This window comes from Collinsella aerofaciens (assembly GCF_964243765.1).
GTDB classification, from domain to species: domain Bacteria; phylum Actinomycetota; class Coriobacteriia; order Coriobacteriales; family Coriobacteriaceae; genus Collinsella; species Collinsella aerofaciens_BU.
Map to the genome: position 1 here is coordinate 158,823 of NZ_CAXTGI010000004.1, position 25,315 is coordinate 184,137.

Annotated in this window: 18 protein-coding genes and 1 tRNA gene; 8 read left to right on the forward strand and 11 right to left on the reverse strand. The window is 59.0% G+C overall.

Annotated elements, in window-relative coordinates; genetic code table 11:
* Window positions 1–15: 15 nt before the first annotated feature.
* The 5 genes from ACESSC_RS04535 to ACESSC_RS04555 form a co-directional block, all read right to left on the reverse strand.
* Window positions 16–729 (reverse strand): GntR family transcriptional regulator, encoded by a 714-nt coding sequence (locus ACESSC_RS04535; RefSeq protein ID WP_117638248.1) that lies wholly within the window; start codon window positions 727–729, stop codon window positions 16–18.
* Complete coding sequence (locus ACESSC_RS04540) at window positions 714–1,481, reverse strand: GntR family transcriptional regulator (RefSeq protein WP_373161462.1); 768 nt, start codon at window positions 1,479–1,481, stop codon at window positions 714–716. Before ACESSC_RS04540 ends, ACESSC_RS04535 begins: the two co-directional genes overlap by 16 nt.
* Before the next feature lie 38 nt (window positions 1,482–1,519).
* Complete coding sequence (locus ACESSC_RS04545) at window positions 1,520–2,008, reverse strand: hypothetical protein (protein WP_373161464.1); 489 nt, start codon at window positions 2,006–2,008, stop codon at window positions 1,520–1,522.
* 420 nt (window positions 2,009–2,428) lie between these two features.
* Window positions 2,429–4,957: a phosphoketolase family protein gene (locus ACESSC_RS04550; RefSeq protein WP_373161467.1), complete on the reverse strand. Its 2,529-nt coding sequence runs from the start codon at window positions 4,955–4,957 to the stop codon at window positions 2,429–2,431.
* A 204-nt stretch (window positions 4,958–5,161) separates the two neighbouring features.
* The gene (locus ACESSC_RS04555) at window positions 5,162–6,190 is read right to left on the reverse strand and encodes a LacI family DNA-binding transcriptional regulator (RefSeq protein WP_373161469.1); all 1,029 of its coding nucleotides are present in this window, start codon (window positions 6,188–6,190) and stop codon (window positions 5,162–5,164) included.
* Window positions 6,191–6,373: 183 nt separating this feature from the next.
* Between ACESSC_RS04555 and murB the strand changes: the two genes are divergently transcribed.
* Window positions 6,374–7,336 (forward strand): UDP-N-acetylmuramate dehydrogenase, encoded by a 963-nt coding sequence (gene murB / locus ACESSC_RS04560; protein WP_373161472.1) that lies wholly within the window; start codon window positions 6,374–6,376, stop codon window positions 7,334–7,336.
* A gap of 231 nt (window positions 7,337–7,567) precedes the next feature.
* On the opposite strand, the gene ACESSC_RS04565 is transcribed toward murB, so the two are convergent.
* The gene (locus tag ACESSC_RS04565; protein ID WP_373161475.1) at window positions 7,568–8,773 is read right to left on the reverse strand and encodes a coiled-coil domain-containing protein; all 1,206 of its coding nucleotides are present in this window, start codon (window positions 8,771–8,773) and stop codon (window positions 7,568–7,570) included.
* A gap of 266 nt (window positions 8,774–9,039) precedes the next feature.
* Between ACESSC_RS04565 and galE the strand changes: the two genes are divergently transcribed.
* The 3 genes from galE to glgP all read left to right on the forward strand — a co-directional run bounded on the left by galE (window position 9,040) and on the right by glgP (window position 14,225).
* Window positions 9,040–10,101: a UDP-glucose 4-epimerase GalE gene (gene galE / locus ACESSC_RS04570; protein WP_117736891.1), complete on the forward strand. Its 1,062-nt coding sequence runs from the start codon at window positions 9,040–9,042 to the stop codon at window positions 10,099–10,101.
* A gap of 222 nt (window positions 10,102–10,323) precedes the next feature.
* The gene (malQ, locus tag ACESSC_RS04575) at window positions 10,324–11,829 is read left to right on the forward strand and encodes a 4-alpha-glucanotransferase (RefSeq protein ID WP_271728951.1); all 1,506 of its coding nucleotides are present in this window, start codon (window positions 10,324–10,326) and stop codon (window positions 11,827–11,829) included.
* A gap of 128 nt (window positions 11,830–11,957) precedes the next feature.
* The gene (gene glgP, locus ACESSC_RS04580; RefSeq protein WP_118289414.1) at window positions 11,958–14,225 is read left to right on the forward strand and encodes a glycogen/starch/alpha-glucan family phosphorylase; all 2,268 of its coding nucleotides are present in this window, start codon (window positions 11,958–11,960) and stop codon (window positions 14,223–14,225) included.
* 457 nt (window positions 14,226–14,682) lie between these two features.
* Here the strand turns inward: glgP and ACESSC_RS04585 are convergent, their stop codons facing one another.
* The 5 genes from ACESSC_RS04585 to ACESSC_RS04605 all read right to left on the reverse strand — a co-directional run bounded on the left by ACESSC_RS04585 (window position 14,683) and on the right by ACESSC_RS04605 (window position 20,074).
* On the reverse strand, window positions 14,683–15,882 hold the full coding sequence (locus ACESSC_RS04585) for an ABC transporter ATP-binding protein (RefSeq protein ID WP_055252176.1): 1,200 nt from the start codon (window positions 15,880–15,882) through the stop codon (window positions 14,683–14,685).
* Window positions 15,883–15,950: 68 nt separating this feature from the next.
* Window positions 15,951–16,790 (reverse strand): carbohydrate ABC transporter permease, encoded by an 840-nt coding sequence (locus ACESSC_RS04590; RefSeq protein ID WP_373161478.1) that lies wholly within the window; start codon window positions 16,788–16,790, stop codon window positions 15,951–15,953.
* Window positions 16,790–17,644, reverse strand: coding sequence for a carbohydrate ABC transporter permease (locus tag ACESSC_RS04595; protein WP_099432301.1), 855 nt, complete (start codon window positions 17,642–17,644; stop codon window positions 16,790–16,792). Before ACESSC_RS04595 ends, ACESSC_RS04590 begins: the two co-directional genes overlap by 1 nt.
* A gap of 87 nt (window positions 17,645–17,731) precedes the next feature.
* Window positions 17,732–19,048 (reverse strand): ABC transporter substrate-binding protein, encoded by a 1,317-nt coding sequence (locus ACESSC_RS04600; RefSeq protein WP_055252173.1) that lies wholly within the window; start codon window positions 19,046–19,048, stop codon window positions 17,732–17,734.
* Between the two features lie 306 nt (window positions 19,049–19,354).
* Entirely contained in the window at window positions 19,355–20,074 is a 720-nt protein-coding gene (locus ACESSC_RS04605; protein ID WP_117638177.1) for a GntR family transcriptional regulator, read from the reverse strand.
* A gap of 224 nt (window positions 20,075–20,298) precedes the next feature.
* Between ACESSC_RS04605 and ACESSC_RS04610 the strand changes: the two genes are divergently transcribed.
* The 4 genes from ACESSC_RS04610 (at window position 20,299) to ACESSC_RS04625 (ending at window position 25,045) form a co-directional block, all read left to right on the forward strand.
* Window positions 20,299–22,749: a PTS transporter subunit EIIC gene (locus ACESSC_RS04610; RefSeq protein WP_349107271.1), complete on the forward strand. Its 2,451-nt coding sequence runs from the start codon at window positions 20,299–20,301 to the stop codon at window positions 22,747–22,749.
* Between the two features lie 127 nt (window positions 22,750–22,876).
* Window positions 22,877–23,890, forward strand: coding sequence for a polyprenyl synthetase family protein (locus ACESSC_RS04615; protein WP_089573618.1), 1,014 nt, complete (start codon window positions 22,877–22,879; stop codon window positions 23,888–23,890).
* Between the two features lie 139 nt (window positions 23,891–24,029).
* A complete protein-coding gene (locus ACESSC_RS04620; RefSeq protein WP_187361857.1) occupies window positions 24,030–24,935 on the forward strand; it encodes a peptidoglycan-binding domain-containing protein in 906 nt (301 codons plus the stop codon).
* A 38-nt stretch (window positions 24,936–24,973) separates the two neighbouring features.
* A tRNA-Gln gene (locus tag ACESSC_RS04625) sits at window positions 24,974–25,045 on the forward strand.
* Window positions 25,046–25,315 lie beyond the last annotated feature (270 nt).

The following is a 25,315-nucleotide window of genomic DNA, read 5'->3' on the forward strand; positions in this document are numbered from 1 at the left end:
TATGCAAAAAACCAGCTAGTACGTATAGGTATATCCACCCGCATCGCCGCGGTTAAACGACTTGACGTACTCGATCGCCTGGCCGCTTGCATCGAAGCTCACGCACTCAAGCGTCAAGGCAAGATCGCCCTGCTCCAGTCCAAGCAAGCCGGCATCTCGCGCGCCCAGCGCTTCGATATCGAGCTTTTCCTGTGCCATGACCGGCTTTCGGCCCAACATCTCATAGGTCTCGTACAAACTGAAGACCGACACGTCAATATCTTCGATTGTGGGAAACAGCAGGCACGGGATGAACGCCATCTCAATCGATACGGGATCGCCGTTGACGCAGTTCAAACGCCGAATCGAATACAGCAAATCATCCTCGGCAATGCCAAACAGGTTGGCATAATATGGGCCCGCATAACGCTTGGAACGCGCGAGGATACGGACGGACGGCTCGCCACCCGAAGCACGAACCGATTCGCGAAAGCCTCCCGTTCGCTCGTACGCAACGGGCACTTTCTGTGCCACAAACGCGCCCTTTCCGCGGACGCGTCGAATCTGCCCACGCCGAACCAGCTCATCGACAGCACTTCGGATGGTCAAGCGTGTCGTACCAAATTCCTCGGCGAGGTCTTTTTCGGACGGAATCATGGAACCCGTGGGATATATACCGCGCTCGATACGCTCCTCGATGCGGCGTCGAATGCGCATATAAACCGGGGTGGCATCTACTGTTTCAGCCATTGTTCACCTGCCACGCTCCTCATGCCGTTCTTTTCGCCGTTATCGGCAAAGCGGAACTTTGTGGGCAAAATCACCGATTTGCAATGCTCCACAAAACGCATGTCCTTATCAAATTCTATCGTGCTCTCATAGAACACCGGCGTTCCCTCTTCTTGTTGGAGCAGCTCGGCCTCTTCGGCGTTCAAACGCGAGATGGAGATATGCTCACGCCCATGCTCAACGCGCACGCCGCCTTCTTTGAGCAAGACATCGTAAAGGCTCTCACACTCAAAATCGTGATCGGGAAGCGCGGGGCACAGGGACAAGTTAACGTGAGCCGTCTCGATTGACGCCGGCTCGCCCTCAATAAGTCGAACGCGCTGCATGCGGAGCAAAGGAGCGCCTACAGCCACCCCAAGCTTGTCGGCAAGTGTCTTATCCGCCTCGATGGTCTCAGTGGAAACCAGACGAGAAGAGGGATGCAGACCGGCAGTCCGCACAGCATCGGAAAAGTTATACGTTTCCTGGAAGATGTTCAGCGGCTTAGGAGGACACACATACGTACCCGATCCGCGACGGCTCTCGAGCGTTCCACACGAGATGAGTCGCGTGATACCGGCGCGCAACGCCGTACGCGAAACGCCGAGCTCTTCGCACAGTACGCGCTCGGCCGGCAGGCGATCGCCGCCGGCAAGCTGATGGTGCTGGATATACCAAAGAATTCCCTCAACAGCACGATCCTTGGGGGGAATTGCATAAGATTCGCCTGCCATTGCACAGACTCCTCGTTCAGAAACGTAAGCCGCCAAAATTAGGCCAGCCCTCCCATGGCATCAAATTCGGCCTTGATCTTCTCGGCGACATTCCGATACGACTTATATAGGCTTGAATCGCGTTTGACTTCGTCGGTCATAACGGGAATCTCTAATTTGGAAACCTCGTCTTTTCCCGTCTGAACCGCCACAACAACGCCCATACCAAGACACATATTACGCTTTGCTGCGTTCATTTTTGCCGCCTTAGCGGGATTTGCCAGAATACGCTGGGCAAATTCCTGTTTAGAGACCGCTTCATCGGCTTCCTGATCGCCCGCCTCGGCTACTTCGCACTGCAGCACGTCCGCATAGTCAAAAATCTTCGGCTCGCCGCCGCGCTGATGCACGGCCCACTTGCGGCGCGTGGCATCCTGGTAGATAGCCGGCAAAAACGTAAACCGCGGCGGGTCCAAAATCGTATCCGTGATGGTAAACACATCGGGATCAAAGGCATCCTGCGGGTTTTTCTTCTTGAACAGCCCCATATCAGCCTCTCGTAGTAGCATTTAACAACTCAAGCTAAATATAGCACCAATTTCAAGTCGCCGCTTTAGCGCATCGGTGCGTGGCATCTACGGCTCGTTCAACGGAGATTACATACAGACGAGGGCCGGGGCGCCTGCTTTGTTTTGAGAAGTGGGCTCCGCGAACTTCTCAAAACAAAGCAGGCGCCCCGGCCCCGGCAATGCAATCTTGGCTGACCACAGTTAGATGCACGGTTTTCAAGGAAGTAGCAGCCGTGTCCCCATTACATAAAAAAGAATCAGCCCCCGCATATCGAAACGGTCGAGAGGGCCTTGCCCGGCGGGGTGGCCTTGCTCCGGGAAGTTCGCGAAGCCCACTTCCCCGGACAAAGTCTCCCCGCCCGGAGGCGGCCCCAGCGCGAGACCGTCCCGGATGCCTACCTACTCGTTGTCGCCCGCGGTCATCTGCGTTGCAGAGAGCGCGCCGTCGGCAGCAGTTGCAGCCGCGGCATCGGGCCAGACCCAGTCGGTAAAGGCGGGGTGATCGTAGCCCTCGTCGCACGCGAACTCAAAGGCCTCGGTGCGGAATGCCTCCCATTCATCAATCTGCTCGGCAAACTTGTCGGCGTCGACCATGCGCAGCACGTCGGCGGCCAGCGCCCAGCGATCCATGTTGTTCAGGCGCAGCATGTCAAACGGCGTGGTCGTGGAGCCCTTCTCCTCGTAGCCGTGGACGCGGAAAGCGTCGTGGCCGGGGCGGTCCCAGATCAGGCGGCGAATCGTGCCGGCATAGGCGTGGAAAGCGAAGAGCACGGGCTTCTCGCCGCAGCCGAACAGCTCGGACCAGCGCTCATCGCTGATAGCTTGGTCGTTCTCGCAGACGTTTTGGATCTTGAGCAGATCGACCACGTTGACGAACCACACCTTAACGCCCAGCTCGCGCAGCATATCGGTTGCGGCCAGGGCCTCGAGCGTCGGCACGTCACCGCACGTGGCGACCACGACGTCGGCCTCGGCGAGCGAGTCGGCGGTCGATGCCCACTCCCACGTCGCGACACCCTCGGCAAGCTCGGCGCAGGCCTCGTCAACCGTCTGGAAAGTCGGGGCGGGCTGCTTACCACAGAAAATGGCGTTGACGCAGTCGGTGGACTGATAGACGCGCTCGGCCACGGCAAGCGCCATGTTGGCGTCGGCCGGATAGTAAGCATTCACGATATGCATATCGTTAGCCTTGTTGAGCAGCAGGTCGATAAAGCCGGGATCCTGGTGAGAGAAACCGTTGTGGTCCTGACGCCAAACATGGCTCGACAGCAAAATGTTGAGGCCGCTGATGGGAGCGCGCCACGGAATCTCGCGCTTGGTGGCCTCGAGCCACTTGCAGTGCTGGTTGACCATGGAATCGACCACGTGGACAAAGCTCTCGTAGGAGCTCCACACGCCGGAGCGGCCGGTGAGCACGTAGGCCTCGAGGAAGCCCTCGCACTGGTGCTCGGACAGCTGCTCGACGACCTTACCAGAGCCGGCCAGCAGCTCGTCGTTGGCATCATCCTCGTAGAAGCCGGCATCCCACTGCTTCTTGGTTACCTTGTAGGCAGCCTGCAGGCGGTTGGACGCGGTCTCATCGGGACCAAAGATGCGGAAGTCGTCCATGTTCTTGGCCAGAACGTCGGCGGTGTACTCACCAAAGACACGGGCAGCCTCGGTGGAGCCCCAGCCGTGGCCCTTCTCGGCGACGGGAATCTCGTGGGCGTGGATATCGGGCAGCTCGAGCTCGCGGCGCACCTTGCCGCCGTTCGCGTTGGGGTTAGCGCCAATGCGCAGCTCGCCGGTCGGCATAAAGGCCGTCACCTCGGGACGCACCTGGCCCTCGGGCGTAAAGAGCTCCTCGGGCTTGTAGGAGCGCAGCCACTCGCGCAGCACGCGGAAGTGCTCGTGGGTGTCCTTGGCGCTCGCCAGCGGCACCTGATGGGCGCGCCAGGAGTCCTCGGTCTTCTTGCCGTCGATCTGCTTGGGGCAGGTCCAGCCCTTGGGCGTGCGGAACACGATCATGGGGTAGGCCGGGCGGACCACGGTCTCGCCCGCGGCAGCCTGGGCCTGTGCGGTGGCCTTGATGTCGCAGATCTCGTCAAAGACCTGCTCAAACAGGGAGGCGAAGCGCTCGTGGATGCTCGCATGGCTCTCGTCGTCAAAGCCGGCGACAAAGAAGTGCGGCTTGTAGCCCATACCCTCGAAGAACTTGGTGAGCTCCTCGTCGGACACGCGGGCAAGGATGGTGGGGTTGGCGATCTTGTAGCCGTTGAGGTGCAGGATCGGCAGGACGATACCGTCGGTTGCCGGGTTCACGAGCTTGTTGGACTGCCAAGAGGTCGCGAGCGGGCCGGTCTCGGACTCGCCGTCGCCCACCACGGCCACGGCCAGCAGGCTCGGGTTGTCCATGACGGCACCGTAGGCGTGGCTAAGCGTGTAGCCGAGCTCGCCGCCCTCGTGGATGGAGCCGGGCGTCTCGGGCGCAAAGTGGCTCGGAATGCCGCCGGGATAGGAGAACTGGCGGAAGAACTTCTGCAGGCCGGCCTCGTCATTGGTGATGTCGGGGCGAATCTCGCGGTAGGTGCCGTCGAGCAGCGACTGAGCAGTACCGGCGGGGCCACCGTGACCAGGGCCCATCAAGAAGATAGCATTCTGGTTGTGGTCGGCGATCAGTCGATTGACGTGACCGAACAGGAAGTTGATGCCGGGCGTGGTGCCCCAGTGGCCAACCAGGCGGTGCTTAACGTCCGGACGACCGAAGTCGCGCACCTCACCGGTTTTCTCGTCGACAAAGTCGGGGCGCATTAGCGGGTTAGAGCGAAGGTAGATCTGACCGACGGACAGATAGTTCGATGCGCGCCAATACAGGTCGACGCCCTCGAGCTCGGAAGCCGGCACCTCGTGGCCCAGCTTTTGCCACGGCGTCCCCAGTGTTTTAGCCATTGTTTATGTCCCTTCGCTGTGCGGTCACCCTCCAATACGGCAACCTTTCGTTGGGACCAGTATATTTGCTAAAACGTTTTATCATGGTGAAAAAACGTTTTACCACCCTTATCAATCCCATCGATTAGCAAAACGCGACATTCACCTGCGGCGTTGATTGTCACAGGTGCTCCACATTCGGTCTCTGCAAATTGGTAAACGTGTTTAGTTGTGTTTAGTAAGCTCGAGCACGCTGTCCTTAACGATAAGCTCCGGCTCCAGAACGACCTCTTCGGCACGCCTGCCGCCCCTACCGGCAAGACGCTTGGACATGCAGCCAAAAGCATGCTCCGCAAGGACACCAGGGTCCTGCTCAATCGCGGTCAGCGCCGGCTCAAAGAGAACGTCGGCCGCCGAGTTGTCATAGCTCACCACCGAGATATCGCCCGGGATGCTCTTCCCCATCTCGTGCAAGCGCTTGAGCAAACCGAGGGCAATGTTATCCGAGCTTGCGAACACGGCAGTGGCGTCAGTTGCGAGCACTGCCTCCGAGGCCTCGTATGCGCTCGGAATGTAGTACTCGCTCTCAAACTCCAAACGCGCGTCGATCGGCAGGCCAACCTCGCGCAGCGCGCACTCATAGCCGGCAAGTCGCTTGCGACCCGTATTGGAACGGCGGGCATTAACCAGGCAGGCAATACGGCGGTGGCCTTGCTCGATCAGATAGCGGGTGGCCATATAGCCGCCCATCTCGTGGTCGAACATCACCTTGTCGCACTCGAGCCCCTCAATGGCACGGTCGACCATTACGGCCGGGATGGGCAGGTGGCTGACTTCTTCGCGCAGGGCGCGGTCATCGGAGAACTCGTCACCCACCACCAGGAAGACGCCATCAACGCCGCGCGTCACCAGCTGGCGCAGCAGCTCCAGATCGTCATCGGCGCTTCCGCCCGAGCTGGTAATGAAGAGCGCATAGCCGTCCTCGCGGCAGCGCTTTTCCAGGCTACCGGCGAGCGAGGCAAAAAAGCGGCTCTCGATGTTAGGGACGATAAGGCCCAGCGTGCGCGACTCGCGCATGACCAGGCTGCGCGCAATCTGGTTGGGAACATAGTGGTTGCGCGCCGCGACCTCTTTGATGAGCTTGCGGTTTTCTTCCGAGATGCGACAGGGCCGATTATTGAGAACAAGCGAGACCGACGAGGGGGAAAGCCCCACCTCCTGGGCGATCTGCTTGAGGGTGACTTTGTTGGCCATCTCGCTCCTTCCGGGTTTACGCGCAATCTCTTGAAAGTATAGCGACTACCCCTCTACCTCGGTGATAAACACTTTACCAATCCGGTGGACGGCTGTTTTATCGCCGCCAGCGCACCAAATCCGTCCGGGTGGGGTATATTGCAATCGATTGATGACAACGACCACCAAAAGGCGGATATCCGTATGCACGAGAACGATTTTTTTAACGAGGACCTGCTGTGCGCGCTCGCTGGCGTTGCCGGCGAGGACAACGTGCTGATGAGCGAGCCCATGCGCGAGCACACCACGTTTAAGATCGGCGGTCCGGCCGACGTCTTTGTCACGCCCGATACTGAGCAGGGCCTCGTCGCCACGCTCGATACCTGCTATCGCTGCAATCTACCACTCACCATCGTGGGCAACGGCTCCGACTTGCTCGTCGGCGACAAGGGCATCCGCGGCGTCGTCGTAGCGCTGGGCGAGGGCCTCTCCGACATTACGGTCGACGGCACGCACGTCACGGCGGCAGCCGGCGCCTTGCTTTCCGATGTCGCAGCCGCGGCAGCCGAGGCCGGCCTTACCGGCATGGAGCCCATCTCGGGCATTCCCGGATCGGTCGGCGGTGCCTGCTACATGAACGCCGGAGCATACGGCGCTTGCATGGCCGATGTGCTGGAGTCCGTGCGCGTCTACAAGCCCGCACGCATGCTCGACGACGGCACCCGCGGTAGCGGCAGCATTATCGAGTTCGATGTCGATGAGCTCAACCTGGGCTATCGCAAGAGCCGCATTGCCGACGACGGTTTCATCGTGCTTTCGGCCACTTTCAATCTCGCCCCGGGCAACGCCGCGATGATCAAGGCCGACATGGACGACTACCGCCAGCGCCGCGAGGACAAGCAGCCGCTCGACATGCCGAGTGCCGGCTCCACCTTCAAGCGCCCCGAGGGCTACTTTGCCGGCAAGCTCATCATGGACGCCGGCCTGCGAGGACACGCCATCGGCGGCGCGCAGGTGAGCGAAAAGCACTGCGGCTTCATCGTCAACGCCGACCACGCCACCGCCGCCGATGTCGACGAACTCATCCGCCACATCCAAACAACCGTCAAAGACCAATTCAACGTAGACCTAGAACCCGAAGTCCACCGAGTAGGCGAATTCCTCTAATAAAAAAGAAGGCCCCGAAAGGGGCCTTCGCCATCTTTATATCAGACAACCAGTCCGGTGTGTCGCGCTTTGAACCCGGAAGGTCCGGGACTGCGGGCGAGGCATAAGGTTGGTCGCGAGTTCCGCACGCAAAGAAGGCCACTTAATGTGGCCTTCGTCTTGCGCAGGACTGTAGAGCAGGCAACCTTATGCCTCGCCCGCAGTCCCGGACCAACCAGCTTCAAGCCGCAGTTACGACAGCGCAATACCGCCAAGCCAGCCCCAACGCACGCCAGAGCCAGTACCATAAAAGCTAATGAACGAATCAAGCGACTTAGACGTAATGGCGCCCTCATTGCTCATTACGATGCCGCCGCCAACGTAGATACCCACATGACCGTAGATAAGGCCCGGAGCACCCGTGCCGCTGTGCGAGGAATCGGCCACGATCATGCCCACCTGCAGCGCCGAGCGGTCGGAGCTATAGCACCAGGCGTTGAACATGTCACACGCGTTGCCGCCAAAATAGCCCACGCCGGCATTGCGGAAGACGTTGGTAACCCAGGCAGCACACCAGCCCTGGCCGGGAGAAGGCGTCGAGTAGCACGCATTGACGACGGCCTGCTGCTTGCCCGAACCGCCCGTCTGTTGCGGGGTGCCGCCGGCATACGAGCCGCCACCCGAGCTCGAGCCACCCGAAGAAGAGCCCGTGTTCGCAGAGGCCGCGGCTGCCGCAGCCGCCTTCCTAGCGGCCTCCTCAGCCTGGGCGGCAGCGAGGATCTCGGAATCGCGCTGAGCCATGAGTTCCTTGACGTCGTCGGAAAGACCGTTCAGCACGGTCTGGACTTCTTGCTGCTTGGCCTGCATATCCTGCATCTGAGCCGTCTGCTGGTCCTTGAGTTTCTCCAGGTTGGCCTTTTGTGCTTCGAGCTCGGTCTTCTGCGCGTCGAGCTCAGCCTGAATCGTCTGGATATCCTCGATGGCATCGCGGTCGCTCTTGTTGATCTTCTCAACGTAATGCGCGTTGGCGACGAGTTCCTCAAACGAGCCAGAGGCCAGCAGCAGCGACAGGATATTCGTACCGCCGGACTTGTAGCTGGCGGCCACGCGATCGGAAAGGTCGTTGCGCTTCTTCTTGAGCTCGGCCTTCTTTTCATCGATCTGGGCCTGCGTGTCGTCAATCTTGCCCTGGACATTCTCGATGTCGTTGAGGGTCTGGGCATTCTTGTTGGCCAGCGCCGCATACTCATTTGCGATGCTGTCGAGCTGGGCCTGAACCTCGTCGAGTTGGGCCTGGGCGGCATTCAATTTATCGGTGGTTTCTTTGGAAGCCTCCGCCGCATGGGCGCGAGTGGGCAGGCCAAAAAGAACTGCCGCAGAAGCGGCGCCGAACAGGGCCTTAAGGGCAGTGCGGCGCGAGAGCTCCTGGGAAAGGATGGAATCGCTGTTTGGTGACATATGTACTCCGTTACATGCTTATTTATATGTCGCTCAACTCATACATATTAGCGTACATATGGCGCGTCCCAACGATTTCCACGAACGGCAGGAAACTACAAGGTCGGCGGCTCGTAAGCAATTGTCAAATTTGAGGTAACAATTGAGCAAGCTCTTATATGAGTACGTTAACATAATCCTCTGCTTTTCCTACAGTGCACCATTTGGGCGTCCCCGCCTGCGCTATACTCCCCTCTAGAAGTGTTCCTGATTCGATAGGAGACTACATGTCCAAAGCACTCGACCCCAAAGACACCTGCGTCCTCGTTACCGGTGGCGCCGGTTTTATCGGCTCGCACACCGTCGTTCAGCTGCTCGAGGGTGGCTACCAGGTCGTCATCGTCGATGATCTCTCCAACTCCAGCGCCGTCGCCGTCGACCGCGTCAAGACCATCGTGGGCGACGAAGCCGCCAAGAACCTCACCTTCTACAAGGCCAACGTGCTCGACCGCGATGCGATGAACAAGATCTTCGATACCCATCAGATCGACCGTGTCATCCACTTTGCCGGCTTTAAGGCCGTCGGCGAGTCGGTGAGCAAGCCCGTCGAGTACTACCACAACAACATCGAGAACACCCTGGTGCTCATCGACGTCATGCGCAACCATGGCTGCAAGTCCATCATCTTCTCGAGCTCCTCGACCGTCTACGGCGACCCGGACAACCCGCCCGTCACCGAGGAAGACCCCAAGAAGCCCGCAACCAACCCCTATGGCTGGACCAAGTGGATGATCGAGCAGATCCTTATGGACGTCCACACCGCCGACCCCGAGTGGGACGTCGTGCTGCTCCGTTACTTCAACCCCATCGGTGCTCATCCGTCGGGCCTGATCGGCGAGGACCCCAAGGGCATCCCCAACAACCTGGTGCCCTATGTCGCCCAGGTCGCCGTGGGCAAGCTCGAGGCCGTTCAGGTCTTTGGCAACGACTACCCCACCCCCGACGGCACCGGCGTGCGCGACTACATCCACGTGTGCGATCTGGCCTCTGGTCACGTTGCCGCCCTTAACTGGATGAACGGCAAAACCGGCGTCGAGATCTTTAACCTGGGCACCGGCACCGGCACCTCGGTACTCGAGGTCGTCGCCGCCTTCTCCAAGGCTTGTGGCAAGGAGCTGCCCTACGTGATCCGCGAGCGCCGCGCCGGCGACATCGCTGCCAACTGGTGCGATGCCTCAAAGGCCGAGCGCATGATGGGCTGGAAGGCCCAGTACGACATCGCGGACATGTGCCGCGATAGCTGGAACTGGCAGAGCCACAACCCCAACGGCTTCGCCGACGCCGAGTAGCAAAAACCTACATACCGTTCTTGCCCCGATCTCACGTTGTGAGGTCGGGGCTTTTTTTCATGGCATGTAGCCATTCGCCGAAAATCGACCAACTTTTTTATCTTGCCTGTACATGTTTAAACAACATGTTTTACAATAGGCGTATCGAATCAGAACATCGGAGGCGGACTGCACACCCATCGGCAGGCCGACCCCACAACAAGAAGGTTGGTGAGCGCATTCATGGAGCGTGCAAGCGGCGTCCTCATGCCCGTCTCATCTCTGCCCGGACCATACGGAATCGGCGGCTTTGGCTGGAATGCCTACGACTTCGTCGATTTTCTCGCCTCGTGCAAACAACATTACTGGCAGATTCTGCCCCTTACGACGACCAGCTATGGCGATTCGCCTTATCAGTCGTTCTCGGCCCGCGCAGGCAACCCCAACTTTATCGACTTTGCCGAGCTTATCGAGGCAGGGTATCTGGAGCAGCGCGATATCGATGGCGTGTATCTGGGATCCGACCCCAGCAATGTCGACTACGGTGCCATCTTTGGCGGCCGCCGTCAGATTCTCGACCGCGCCGCCGAGCGCTTTGCTGCCGACAAGCCGGCCGATTTCGATGACTTTATCCAGGCCAACGAGGACTGGCTCATCCCCTACTGTGAGTTCATGACCGTCAAAGAGGAGTGCGGTCTCAAGGCGTTTTGGGAGTGGCCCGCGGAGCTCCGCACCCGCGGCGAGGCTTCCGCCAAGGTCTGCACCGACCATCCGGCGCGTATGCTCTACCACCAGATGACGCAGTACTTCTTCGATCGCCAGTGGAGCCGCCTCAAGGCCTATGCCAACGAGCGCGACATTCTCATCATCGGCGACCTGCCCATCTATGTCTCGCGTGACTCCGTCGAGATGTGGGCGACACCTGAGCTCTTTAAGATCGACGCCGCCGGCAATCCCGTGAGCGTCGCCGGCACGCCGCCCGACCAGTTCTCGGCCACCGGCCAGTACTGGGGCAACCCCATCTACGACTGGGACGCCATGGAGGCCGACGGCTTCTCCTGGTGGGAGGGCCGCATTCGCGCCGCCCTCGACATGTACGACGTCATCCGCCTGGATCACTTCCGCGGCTTCGAGGCCTATTGGGAGGTGCCGTTCTCCTCGCCTGATTCGTCCTACGGTTCGTGGACGCAGGGTCCCGGCCTCAAGCTCTTCAAGACGCTCGAGGAAAAGCTCGGCACGCTGCCCATCATCGCCGAGGACCTGGGCTTCCTCACCCCCGGCGTCATCGATATGCGCGACAACTCGGGCTTCCCCGGCATGAAGATCCTGCAGTTTGCCTTTGAGGGCACCAACTCGTACTACCTGCCGCACAACTACATTGCCAACACCGTCGCCTACGTGGGCACTCACGACAACGAGACGGCACGCGGCTGGTTTGAAGGAACGGCTACCCCGCGTCAGCGCGAGCAGACAGCCCTGTACACCCATCAGCAGGCCGGCGAACCCATCGCCGACGCGCTCAACCGAACCATCGCAGCCAGCGTGAGCGACACGTGCATCTACACCATGCAGGACCTGCTCAACTTGGGCAACGAGGCGCGCATCAACACCCCTGCCACGCTGGGCGGCAACTGGACCTGGCGCATGCTCGACGGCGCCATCACCCGCGAGCTCGAGCACAAACTCACCGACTGGACCGAGACCTACTTCCGCATCCCGTCGGAAGCCGAAATCGAGCTTCCTCAATAGGAGCTACCGCGCCCGACCCCTCCCCACCGTGCGGACGCGCTTGCTTACCCGCGCGAGGCCACCCCAATCCCCTCGCGCGGGATTCTTATGAATTGCAGACATGTAATCAACCCATTACAGGAGGAAACATGCCCCAAATTAACCTCATGGAACTCGCCGAGCAGTCTTTTGGCACCTCGCTCGAGCAGCTCGACGACCGTCGCATTTACAAGCTGCTGGTCAAACTCGTGCAGGAGCGCTCCGCCGCCTGCCCGCTCAACAACGGCAAGAAAAAGCTCTATTACATTTCCGCCGAATTTTTGATCGGCAAGCTGCTCATCAACAACATGATCGACCTCGGCATCTACGACGAGGTTAAGGACCAGCTCACCGCCGCAGGCCACGACCTCAACAAGATCGAGGAGTTCGAGGTCGAGCCGTCGCTCGGCAACGGCGGCCTGGGCCGCCTGGCCGCATGCTTCCTGGATTCCATCGCCACGCTGGGCTTGACCGGCGATGGCGTGGGCCTCAACTATCACTACGGCCTGTTCCGTCAGCGCTTTGTCGACAACCAGCAGAAGGCCGTCCCCGACGAGTGGCTCGGTGAGCAGGACATCCTAGTCGACGACGACCGCTCCTACACCGTCGAGTTCGGCGATTTTGCCGTTACCTCCAAGCTCGTCAACATCGACGTGCCCGGTTACGGCCAGCCCACCAAGAACCGTCTGCGCCTGTTCGACCTGGCGAGCGTCGACGACGGCCTGGTCCCCGGCAGCTCCATCGACTTCGACAAGACAGAGATCGCCAAGAACCTCACCTTGTTCCTCTACCCCGACGATTCCGACGAGCAGGGCCGCCTGCTTCGCATCTACCAGGAATACTTCATGGTGAGCAACGCCGCCCAGCTCCTGATCGACGAGGCCATCGAGCGCGGCAGCAACCTGCACGATCTGGCCGACTACGCCGTGGTCCAAATTAACGACACGCACCCCACCATGGTCATCCCCGAGCTCATTCGCTTGCTCACCACCGAGCATGGCATCGAGTTTGACGAGGCCGTGACCATCGTACGCTCCATGGTCGCCTACACTAACCACACGATTCTTGCCGAGGCGCTCGAGAAGTGGCCGCTCGTCAGCCTGCAGAAGGTCTCCCCTGCCATCGCCGACATTATCGTCAAGCTCGATGAGATCGCGAAAGCCGAGCACGATGACCCGCGCGTCGCCATCATTGACGAGCACGACACCGTCCACATGGCCCACATGGACATCCACTTTGGCTTCTCCATCAACGGTGTAGCCGCCCTCCACACCAAGATTCTGGAGGACACCGAGCTTCATCCGTTCTACGAGATCTATCCCGAGAAGTTCTCCAACAAGACCAACGGCATCACCTTCCGCCGCTGGATCCATGGGGCCAACCCCGCGCTCGCCAGCCTGCTCGACGATGTGATCGGCACCGACTGGCGCAGCACCGGCGATCTGAGCAAACTCGCCAAGTTCGCCGACGACAAGAATGTTCTTGAGCGCCTGGCCGCCACCAAGACCGAGGCCAAGGCCATCATGCGCCAGTTCATGGCGCTCGAACAGGGCGTGACGATCCCATCCAACGCCATCATCGATGTTCAGGTCAAGCGTATCCACGAGTACAAGCGCCAGCAGATGCTCGCGCTCTACATAATCTGGAAGTATCTCGACATCAAGAACGGCAATAAGCCTAAGCACCCCGTCACCATCATCTTTGGCGGCAAGGCGGCCCCTGCCTACACTATCGCGCAGGACATCATCCATCTGATCTTGACGCTGTCGCAGTGGATTGCAAACGACCCCGACGTGGCTCCCTACCTGCAGGTTGTCATGATCGAGAACTACAACGTCACCGCCGCCGAGCGCGTGATCCCCGCCGCCGACATCTCCGAGCAGATCAGCCTGGCCTCCAAGGAGGCGAGCGGCACCTCCAACATGAAGTTCATGCTCAACGGCGCCCTAACCCTGTGCACGCTCGACGGCGCCAACGTGGAGATTGCCGAGCTCGTGGGCGACGAGAACATCTATACCTTTGGTGCCTCGTCCAAACAGGTCGAGCAGCTCTACGCCGACGGCAGCTATAACGCCAGCGCACTCTACCGCAAGCCCGGTATCAAGCTGCTGGTGGACTTTATCACCAACCCCGCCTTTATGGCGACCGGCAACGCCGAGCGCCTGCAGCGCCTGCACGACGACATTAAGGGCAAGGACTGGTTTATGGCCCTGCTCGACATTGAGGAGTACATCCAGACCAAGGAGCGCGTACTGGCCGACTACGAGGACCAGGACGCCTGGATGCGCAAGGCGCTCATCAATATCGCCAACGCTGGCACCTTCTCGTCCGACCGCACCATCTCCCAGTACAACGACGAGATCTGGCACCTGAACTAATTTCGCTTCCCTTACCCATCCTCTTGAGAAACGGAGTCGTGGCAACACGGCTCCGTTTTTTGTGCCCACACGTTACCCTGTGACCCGACTCGGCCAAACAATCTCGATCCATAACAACTACTCAACCAAAACGGTCCCAGCTGTTACAGATTGAGACATACCGGCCCCTCCCCTTGGGTTTATCTCAATCTGTAACATCTAGCAGCTGAAATTCACCTTTGGTGTTACAGATTTAGATGAAATGGTTAGCTCAGCGGAACCGTCTCGATCTGTAACATCTAACGTCCGAAATCGGCCCTATCCGTTACAGATCGAGACAAACGACCGGTCAGACAGTCCCAACACAAAGAAAGGCTCCCCTCTCGCCCAGTGGACGGGAGGGGAGCCTTATATGTGACCGCGGCAAAAGGATGGCAAAGCCGCAGTCGCCCAAAGGAAGGGCCTGGTTGCACCGGGCCTAGATAAGGTTCTTGCCAGAGACCTTATCGAAGAGGTGGGTCGCGTTCTTCTCAAACTTGAACCAGATGGGGTCGCCCGCCTTGAGCGCGCCCTTGGCCTCGAGGTCGACGACGGGAATGATCAGGACAAACTGGCCGTCGGGAGCAGTCACGTGGACATGCTCGGTCGAGCCCATGAGCTCGGTCACCTCGACGGTGCCCTGGAGCGCACCCTCCTCGTCCTTGTCGGCAAGCAGGATCTGCTCGGGACGCACGCCGGCCGTGATCTCCTTCACGTCGCCGCCGTCCCAGTTGAGAGCAAGCTGAGCGCAGGTCTCGGGGGCGAGCGCCACGTTCATATCCTCGGTCTTGACCGTAAAGCCGTTGCCCGAGCGCACCAGCTGGGCATCGAAGAAGTTCATCTGCGGCACGCCGATAAAGCCGGCGACGAAGATGTTCGCGGGATGGTTGAAGACCTCCTGCGGGGTGGCGATCTGCTGGACGACGCCGTCCTTCATGACCACGATGCGATCGCCGAGGGTCATAGCCTCGGTCTGGTCGTGGGTAACGTAGATGAAGGTGCCCTTGATCTCGTGACGCAGCTTAATGAGCTCGGCGCGCATCTGGTTACGCAGCTTGGCATCCAGGTTGGACAGGGGCTCGTCCATCAGGAAGACCTTGGGGTCACGCACGATGGCGCGGCCGATGGCGACACGCTGACGCTGGCCGCCGGAGAGTGCCTTGGGCTTACGGTCAAGGTACTCGGTAATACCCAGGATCTCGGCAGCGGAGCGAACCTTGCGGTCGATCTCGTCCTTGGGGACCTTCTTGAGCTCAAGCGTAAACGCCATGTTCTCGTACACCGTCATATTGGGGTACAGAGCATAGCTCTGGAACACCATGGCGATATCGCGGTCCTTGGGCGCCACGTCGTTGACGCGCTTGCCGTCGATGAGCACGTCGCCCGAAGTGATGTCCTCCAGGCCAGCGACCATGCGCATCGTCGTGGACTTACCGCAGCCAGAGGGGCCAACGAGGACGATGAACTCCTGGTCGTGAACGGTGAGGTTGAAGTCCTCTACAGCGAGCACACCGTCCTCGGTAACCTTGAGGTTGTGCTTCTTCTCCTCGGTCTTCTTCTTTTTGCCAAAGAAGCCCTTCTTTTTGGACTCGTTGTTGGGATACACCTTCTGAACATGTTTGAGAACGATCTCGGCCATGTCTCTACCTTTCGATACGCGGCGCCACGCTGTGGGGCGCCGCAGAAACTTGCAAAACAGTTACGGCATCAGCCCTTGACGGCACCTGCCACCACACCGTCGATGATGTACTTCTGGCAGAAGATGTACATGATGACGATGGGGACAACGACCATCATGATGCAGGCCATCATGGGGCCGAGCTCGACGTGGCCATAGCCGCCACGGAAGTACTGGATCAAGATAGGAATGGTCTTGTACTTGGTGGAGTCGAGCGTAAGGTAGGGCAGCAGGTAGTCGTTCCAGACCCACATGGTCTCGAGGATGCCGACCGAAAGATAGGTGGGCTTCATGATGGGAAGGACGATCTTAAAGAACACCTGAACCGGGTTGCAGCCGTCGATCATGGCCGCTTCCTCAATCTCGAGCGGGATGTTCTTGACGAAGCCGGCGAACATAAAGACCGCGAGGCCCGCGCCAAAACCAAGGTAGATGAAGCAGATGTTAAACGGCGTGTTAAAGCCGATGCGGTCCGCGAGGTTGGACAGCGTGAACATGAGCATCTGGAACGGTACGACCATCGAGAAGACGAACAGGTAATAGAAGAAGTTCGAGATCTTGCTGTTGACGCGCACCACGTACCAAGCGCACATGGAGCAGCACACCAGAATCAGCACGACCGACGTGACCGTGATGATAAGAGAGCACATAAACGCCGAGGCAAAGCCCTGCTCGTTCAGAGCGTGCACGTAGTTTGCGAGGCCGTTGAACGTCTCGGGCGTGAGCAGATCGAACGCCGTGGTGGTGCTGATTGCGGTCGCTTTCTTAAAGGAATTGAGCGCAATCATGAACACGGGGTAGATCCATGCGAGCGACAGGATCGTAAAGAAGATCGAGAGCGCGCGGTTAATAGCCTTATCGCGTTTCATTACTGCTGCACCTCCTTGGACCTCGTGGCCTTAAGCTGGATCATAGAAATAGCGACAACCAGGATGCAGAAGATAACTGCCTTGGCCTGACCGATGCCCTGCCATGCGATGCCAGCACGCGAATAGAACGTGTTGTAGATGTTCAGGGCGAGCATCTCGGTAGAGTGCGCCGGGGCACCACCGGTAAGGGCGAGGTTCTGGTCGAACAGCTTAAAGCCGTTGGTGATGGACAGGAACAGGCAGATGGTGATGGTCGGCATCAGGTTGGGGATCTTAACCTTCCAAAACGTCTGCCATGCCGTAGCGCCGTCGACCTTGGCGGCCTCGATGTAATCAGACGGAATGGACTGCAGACCGGCGATGTAGATGATCATCATGTAGCCGACCTGTTGCCACAGGGTCAGGATGATAAGGCCCCAGAAGCCAGCGGCGGAGTTGAGGGCGATAAGCTGGGCACCCACGTTGGAGAGCAGGCAGTTGATCAGAATCTGCCAAATGTAACCCAGTACAATGCCGCCAATCAGGTTAGGCATAAAGAAAATCGTACGGAAGATGTTGGTGCCCTTGAGCGCCTTGCGAGTGAGCGCCTGCGCAATGGCCAGCGCGATCACGTTGATGAGCACCGTCGACAGGAAGGCAAACGCCACGGTAAAGAAGAACGACGTGGAGAACTGCGGGTCGGTCAGTGCGCGCACGTAGTTCTCGATACCGACAAAGTGCGCGTTATTGATGGTAATAAACTGGCAGAACGAGAGATAGAAACCCTGGATAAAGGGAATCACGAACCCGATCATAAACGCCAGGCACGTGGGCAGCATAAAGAGCGGCCACCAGCGTTTGAGTGCTTTGCCCATAGAAGGGTCCTTTCAATATGCAGGGGGCGGGCAAACCTACGTCTGCCCGCCCCCTGTCGCTAATCAGATAGCTTGGGCAGCAACTGCTTACTCGGAAGCAGCCTTCTCGGTCTTCCAGCCATCGACGAAGGCGTTCTTGACGCCGTCCCACTTGGTGTTGTCGGCAGCATAAGCGATGAGAGCCTGCTTGAGGTTCTTCTTCCACTCCTCAGAGGGGATGTAAACGAAGTCCCAAGCAACGGTCTTCTTGCCGTCCTTGGCCATAGCAACGGCCTGCTGCGAGAAGACGTTGGTGGTCTCCTTAGCGCTCTTGAACGGGGCGGTCAGACCCATCTTGTCAGCGATGATGCTGGTGGCGGTGTCAGAAGTGACGCACCAATACATGAAGTCCTCGGTGGCCTTCTGGGCATCCTCGGAAGCCTGGGAGCTGACGCACCAGTAGTTCTCGCCGCCGGAGCACAGGCCCTGGTTCTCCTCGCCGTCGACGCCGATGTAGATCGGCAGCATGCCGAGCTGGTCGTCGGTCATACCGGCCTTGGTGAGGTCGGCGTAGGCCCAAGAGCCGTTCTGGTAGAAAACGGCCTTACCGGTTGCGAACTCGTTGGTGGCGTCGTCACCGGTCTTGGAGGCAAGCTGCGAAGGATCGCAGGTGGAGTCGGTGATATACAGGTCGAAGATCTGCTTAAAGTTGTCGAGATACTCGCCCTTGATCTCGTCGTCCTCCTGGTTGTGCTCCTTCTCGAACTCGTAGTAGAGCGGGAGGTTGGCGAGGTGGGTGGTGTAGCGCCAGCTGGAGGAGTCATCCATGCCGGCGGAAGTGAAGGCACCGTCAACGCCGAGCTCGTCCTTGCGGGCCTGGATGTCATCGGCGCAAGCCTTCAGCTTGTCGAAGGAGTTGATGTCCTCGGCCTTGTAGCCGGCCTTCTCGAGGAGCTCCTTGTTGTAGATGATGCCGTAGCTCTCCTGAACCCAGTCGATACCCAGATCCTTGCCGTCGGACTGCAGCGCCAGGGAGTCGTCGATGAGCTCGCCGCGGAGCTTGGTGTCGGAAAGATCGGCGCAGTAGTCCTTCCAGTTCTTAAGGCCGGTGGGGCCGTTGACCTGGAACAGCGTCGGAGCGGAGCTCTTGGACATCTCGGACTTGAGCTTCTCCTCGTAGGTGTTGGAGGCGGCGGTCACGATCTTGACCTCGACGCCCTTCTCCTTCTTGTACGCCTTGGCGATCTCCTTCCACTCCTTGTCGACCTCGGGCTTGAACTGGAGGAAGTAGACCTCGGCAGCGTCACCAGAAGCAGAGGAGCCAGAGCCGGCAGAACCACCGCAGCCCACGAGGCCCAGACCAAGAACCGCAGCCGCGGAACCAGCAAAGCCCAGGAACTGCCTTCTGCTCATTTCGTTCTTCATTACAATCCACCCTTTCACACCGTGGCGGCACCCTTTGCCGCCGCCTTCGGAGATTGGCTCGGGGACTTTGCCCCTTTTGCTGACTTGTACAATACGCTATTTGGCTAGTTGTTTGAACAAGTATTACTAGAGCGGTAGAAAAACTTCGGTGAACGGTAATTTCGACTTGATACTTGACAAGTTTTGTATAAACAATTATTTGTTATCGAATGCAGAGAAAACGCCCGATCAAGCCGGTGCATCGTCGGTTTGACCGGGCGTTTTCGCTTTGAGGGCATGAGTCTCGTCAGGCTGCGAGCTAGCCGGCTATCGCTTGGAATTGACGCGGTAATGGAAGATCTCGGGGTGTGTGCGGGCATGCGTGACCTCGAACAAGATGCCGTCCGAGGTGTACGACTGGCTCTCCATAACGGCGACGCAGTTGTACTTGCCAAGGTCCAGATAGCTGCAGTCCTCATCGTTGGCGAGCTCGACACTCACCGTACGGCGGCTCGCCATCACTTTGATGCCGCGCTTGTGCTCCAGATAGCCGTAGATAGAATCCGCCGCGATCTCGGGGGTCAGGCCCTTGGCGATCGACGCCAAAAAGTAGCCGTGGTCCACTTGGCGCGCGCTGCCGTTGAGGCTTCGGACACGCACGACGCGAATCAGCTCCTCGCCCACCTTAAAGCCCAGGCGACGAGAGAGTTGCTCAGTGCAAATCAAATGTTCAAAAGACTTGACCTCGGTCGATGCGACGGCATTGTTGCGTTTTGCGAACTCGCCAAACGACTCAACCTCTTCGAGTGCGCCCAGCATATCGGTTTCGCCCTTAAGCCAAATAACGCGCACGCCCTTGCCGTGTATAGGCTGCACAAACATCTGGTCGGCCAGCATGCTCAAGGCGCGTCGAACGGTATTGCGCGTGCAGCCAAACTCCGCGGTCAGCTCGGCTTCGGTTGGCAGCATCTCCTGAAACGCATAGGTCCCGTTGATGATGCGCGAACGGATCTCGCGGTAGATTCCTTCGTAAATCGCTTTTGGCATGATTTCACCTCTAATGAATATGTATGGCTAGGCACGATAGCATTTCTTAAAGTTGTTTAAACCGATTATCGGTAAAGCACGGATTATTTACCGTCGACGGTTCCCCCGAAACCCAAATCGGACCGAATCAAAACCGTCAATGCGGCAAGCAGCCAGTCCTCTACAATGAGTTCATTGTTTAAACGTTCTTGCTCGCACAGCATGTTGCATCCGAAAGGCATATTATGCTGCAGAAAATCCAACGTTTTGGCGGAGCCATGTTCGCGCCCGCCATGCTGTTTTCTATATCAGGCCTCATGGTCGGCATCTCCGCCCTCGCAACGACCGTGGATATCGTCGGCGACCTCGCCGTATACGGAACCCCCTGGTACGTTTTCTGGACTATCATTCAGCGCGGCTCGTGGACGGTCTTTAAGCGCCTTCCACTCCTTTTTGCCGTAGCGCTGCCCATCGGCCTTGCCCAAAAGCAACCGGCACGCTGCTGCCTCGAGGCGCTCGTAGCCTATTTTGCCTACTGTTTCTTTTTGAGCGAGATCATTAAGCTGAGCGGCGACAACCTTGGACTTAAGTACCCGTCGTCTTTAACCCCCGCCAGCGGCATCACCGTCATCGACGGCATCAAGACGCTCGACACCGGCATTATCGGCCCGCTGGCGGTGTCGGCAACCGTCGTTGCCATCCATGACCGCTTCTACGATGCCAAGGTTCCCGATTGGCTCGGCACGTTCTCGGGTTCCTCGCTCGTCTACCTCATCAGCTTTTTTGCCGTGTTTGCCCTTGCCGCCATCTCGGCCGCCATCGTGCCCTTCGCATACGCTGTGACCGAAACGCTGCGCCACGCACTTGCGGGCGTCGGCCCCTTCGGCGTGGGCATCTTTGTGTTTTTGGAGCGAGCGCTCGAGCCCATGGGGCTGCACCATCTGCTCTATATGCCCATCTATTACGACAATCTGGTCATTCACGACGGTATTTACGCCACGTGGACCAACCTGCTCCCCATTCTCTCCCATAGCACGCGCCCTTTAAATGAACTTGCGCCCTGGGCAGGTTTTACCGCCACCGGCTGGGGCAAGCTCTTTGGCCTTCCCGCCATCGCGGCAGCATTCTATTTCACCGCCAAACCCGAACGCCGCGCCGGCCTTAAAGTCATCCTTTTGCCCGCCATCGTCGCCTCGGTAGTCTGCGGCGTCACCGAGCCGCTCGAGTTTCTCTTTATGTTCACCTATCCCGGACTCTTTTTGCTCTACGCCGTCCTGTCCTCCTGCCTTGCCATGACCATGAACTTCTTTGGCATCGTCGGCATCTTCTCGGGCGGTCTCATGGAAATGACGGCCTTCAACTTCATCCCACTCATGCGAATGCATGCCGGCTCCTACCTTTTGGCGCTCGGTATCGGTCTTGCCTTTAGCCTCATCTTTTTTGTTAGTTTTCGAGCACTCATCTTGGTCTATGACCTTAAGACGCCGGGCCGCGAGGATCATGCCTCCAATCGCGCGGCAATCGATCGTTTAACGGGAAGCGGCTTTGCCAAAGAGCAAACTCCCAATGGCGAGGTCAGTATTCAATCCGATCAAGATCACGTCCTCGCTGAGCGGGTAATTCAGCTTTTAGGTGGCGTTGGCAATATCGTGGGCGCAACCAACTGCGCCACGCGCCTGCGCGTCGAGGTCGCAGACCCTTCCATCGTTGCAGATAATGCGTCGTTTGTCGCGGTGGGCGCCAAGGGCCTCATCATTACGGGCAAGACCGCCCAGGTGATTATTGGCATCTCCGTTCCCCGCGTTAAAGAGCATTTTGACCAGATCATGGGCCTCGAGCCGGGATTTGTGCCCACCACCTCGGCCTCCCCTGCCGCCAGCGCAGCCCATAAGCGCGGCGATATCTGCTTCTTCGATATCGACGGAACACTCGCCTGGCAAGACCCTCGAGTGGCACAAGAGCTTCCCGAGAGCGAGCGAGACCTCTCCCCCTATCCCAATGAAGCGGTCTCGCAAGCCATCCGTGATTTTGTCGCCAAGGGCAATATGGCGTTTATCTGCACAGGGCGCACGCTGAGCTGCATCCATCCAAAGCTGCTCGAGCTGCCCTGGACCGGCATCGTCTGCCTCGCGGGTGGCTATGTCGAACTTGAGGGACACGTGATTCGCGATTTGGCGATGACGCCCGGCATGCTGCAGCGCCTTGCTCCCATTCTTGAGCAATCGGACGAAGTGATTCGTTTTGAGGGACTCAATGGCGTCGTTCGCATGAGTGCCGATGCGCCCGACGCCCCGGGATACGCCCGCACCGTGGGCGATGCAATTACGCAGCTGCAACATTACAGCGCCTACAAGATCTTAATGTCCACGTCGCTTGCCAACCGCATCGCTCAGGATCAAGCGTTTGAGCCGCTGCTCTGCTTTAACGAGCTCGAGCTCGAAGTGACCGAGATTTCGCCTCGCGAATGCACCAAGCGCGAGGGTATCCAGTCCGTACTCGACGCCCTCGATCCCCACCACGGAACCGTATACGGCATCGGCGACGCCAGCAATGACGTCTCGCTGATGAACGCCGTCGACGTTGGCATCGCCATGGGCAACGCACCGGACTTCCTCAAGGAAAAGGCCGACTATGTCACCGACAGCATCGACCACGACGGCGTCGTCACCGCGCTCGAACACTTTGGGCTTATCTAGCCAAGCCCCTACCGCACTTGCGGCCGCATGGACCAATCGTCTTCAACCGCCGCGCTCGACGCCCTAATGTGGCAATATGTTGTCTGCATAATGCAACGATGCAACCTATCAAAGAATGCGAGAACCCGTGTCCAGTCCGTTTACCAGCTTTTTAGCCCAGCACTTTGACCAGATTAACGACTATCTGGCCACGTTCTTTGACGGACAGGCGACTTCCGCCGATATCGAGCGCTACCTGTATACCCCGCTCTCGGCATTTACGGCAAACGCTGGCAAGCGCCACCGCCCGCTCATCTGCATGCTCGCCGCCACTGCGGTAGGCGGCAGCTTTGAGAGCGCCCGCAGCGCAGCGGCGGCCATCGAGCACTTTCAGTCGGGCGCACTCATCCACGACGACATCGCCGACAACGGGCAGATTCGTCGCGGCAAGCCCTGCATGCACCTTACCGAGGGCACCGGTCTTGCCATCAACTGCGGTGACCTGGCGCTCACCATGGTCACCAAGACGGTTCTCGACGACCCCACACTCAACGCAGACGTGAAGCTTCGCGTGCTCCACGAGCTTACCGAGATGATCGTCCGTACCATCGAGGGCCAGGCGCTCGACCTGGGCTGGGTCCGCGACGGGCGCTTTGACATTTCGGTCGACGATTATCTGGACATGGCGACGCACAAGACCGCGTACTACAGCGGAGCGACGCCGCTTGCCGCCGGAGCCATTATCGGCGGCGGCAGCGAAGAGCAGATTGAGGCACTGCGCGCCTTTGGGCTGCACACGGGCCTTGCCTTCCAGATTCAAGACGACCTGCTCAACTTGATCGGCACCAAGGAGGCCGCCAACAAGGACTTCCGCACCGATATCACCGAGGGCAAGCGCACCCTCGTTGCCGTGCATGCCCTGTCAGACGAGCGCTATCACGACGAGATCGAGGCAATCCTTTCCTCGGGCACCGAGGACCCTGCGCAGCTCGCACGCGCCGTGGAGATCTTCCAGGAGACCGGCTCCATCGATTACGCCCACACCTATGCGCTCGACCTGACCGCTAAGGCCAAGGCCGCTATCGAAGGCGTCGAGCTCGACCCGCATGCGCGCGAGCTCTTCCTCTCAATGGCAGATTTCTTTGTGGAGCGTCTTAACTAGCGGGGGTCATAAAACCTGTGGGCAGCGAGTTTGGGTACAAGTTGCTACACTATTGAGTGCATGTTTATAAATTGTCTCGCGTTGTCTATCCGACACACGCTCAAAATAGTACGAATGGTACGCCGAAAGGGGTTCGTTCATGGAACCTATTACCACGGGCATGCAGGGAGCAGCCGTCGAGGATGTTCAGTCCCGCCTTCTGCAGCTCGGCTATACAATCGATGACGCCGAGGTTGTCGACAAGCGCTTTGGCACCACCACCGAGCAGGCCGTCAGCACCTTCAGGCTCGACAGCGGCCTTGCTGCCGGTCATGCCGTCGATATCCCCTGTTGGAGCGCCCTGGTCGACGCCTCGTATAAGCTGGGCGACCGCACTCTGTATCTGCGCATGCCCAATTTCCATGGCGCCGATGTGCAGGCCCTGCAGCGCGCTCTCAACGTTTTGGGCTTTGCCTGTGGCGAAGACGACGGCTACTTTGGTCCGCATACCGAGGCCGCCCTGCAGCAGTTCCAGGAAAATGTCGGCCTGTTTGCCGACGGCATGGCCTTCCAGGACACCTACGCCTACATCAACCGCCTGCACCATGTGTGGGAGGGCAAGCCCTCGGTCACCGAAGCCGAGTCCCGCATCGGTTTTGCTCGCGCCGCCAACGTGCTCGAGCGCTTCCAGATCGCCGTTATCGGTGAGGACCCCATCGCACGCAGCGTTGCTTCGCGCATGTGGAACATCGCCACGGCAACGACCGACAACAGCGGCATGATGCTCTGCGACTCCGAGGTCCCAACCGACGTTGACCTGGTGCTCGAGATCGCAAGCGACGAGCTGCCCGCCGACGCTGCGCCACGCGCCACGATTGCCCTCGCCGAGTGCCACAACCTGGCCCAGCGCATCCGCACCGCCAATGTCGCCGCGCAGCAGAAGCCGGCTCGCATTCGCATTGAGCTCACGGGCATGACGCGCTACAACGGCACCTTCACGGCCAGCGACGCGCAGACGCTCGCCGTACGCCTACTCGACGGCGTTTGCGATGCCCTCGCAGATTAGGTAAACTAGACGAGTTGCTTTTGGGCAACACCACACATTGGGACGTAGTTCAACGGTAGAACTCCGGTTTTTGGTGCCGGCTGTTGGGGGTTCGAATCCCTCCGTCCCAGCCCCAAAGAACATAGCGCTCCAGGCTCTTATGAACCTGGAGCGCTTTTTCGTGGGCAAGCGGAGGGATTCGAACCCGCAAGGCAACACAACTTCTCGTCCAGCACGAGAAAATCTGCCTTCAAAAGACAGGCACCCCAAGCCCATTAGGACCAAGAGCGCCTTACATCTAGAAAATATCAGCCCAGTTCCGAAAAGCGAGCCGCTTGCGACAACCAAGTGCCGTGTGGCCCCGGCGGGCCGGGCATTAAGTTTGTCGCGAGTTCCGCACG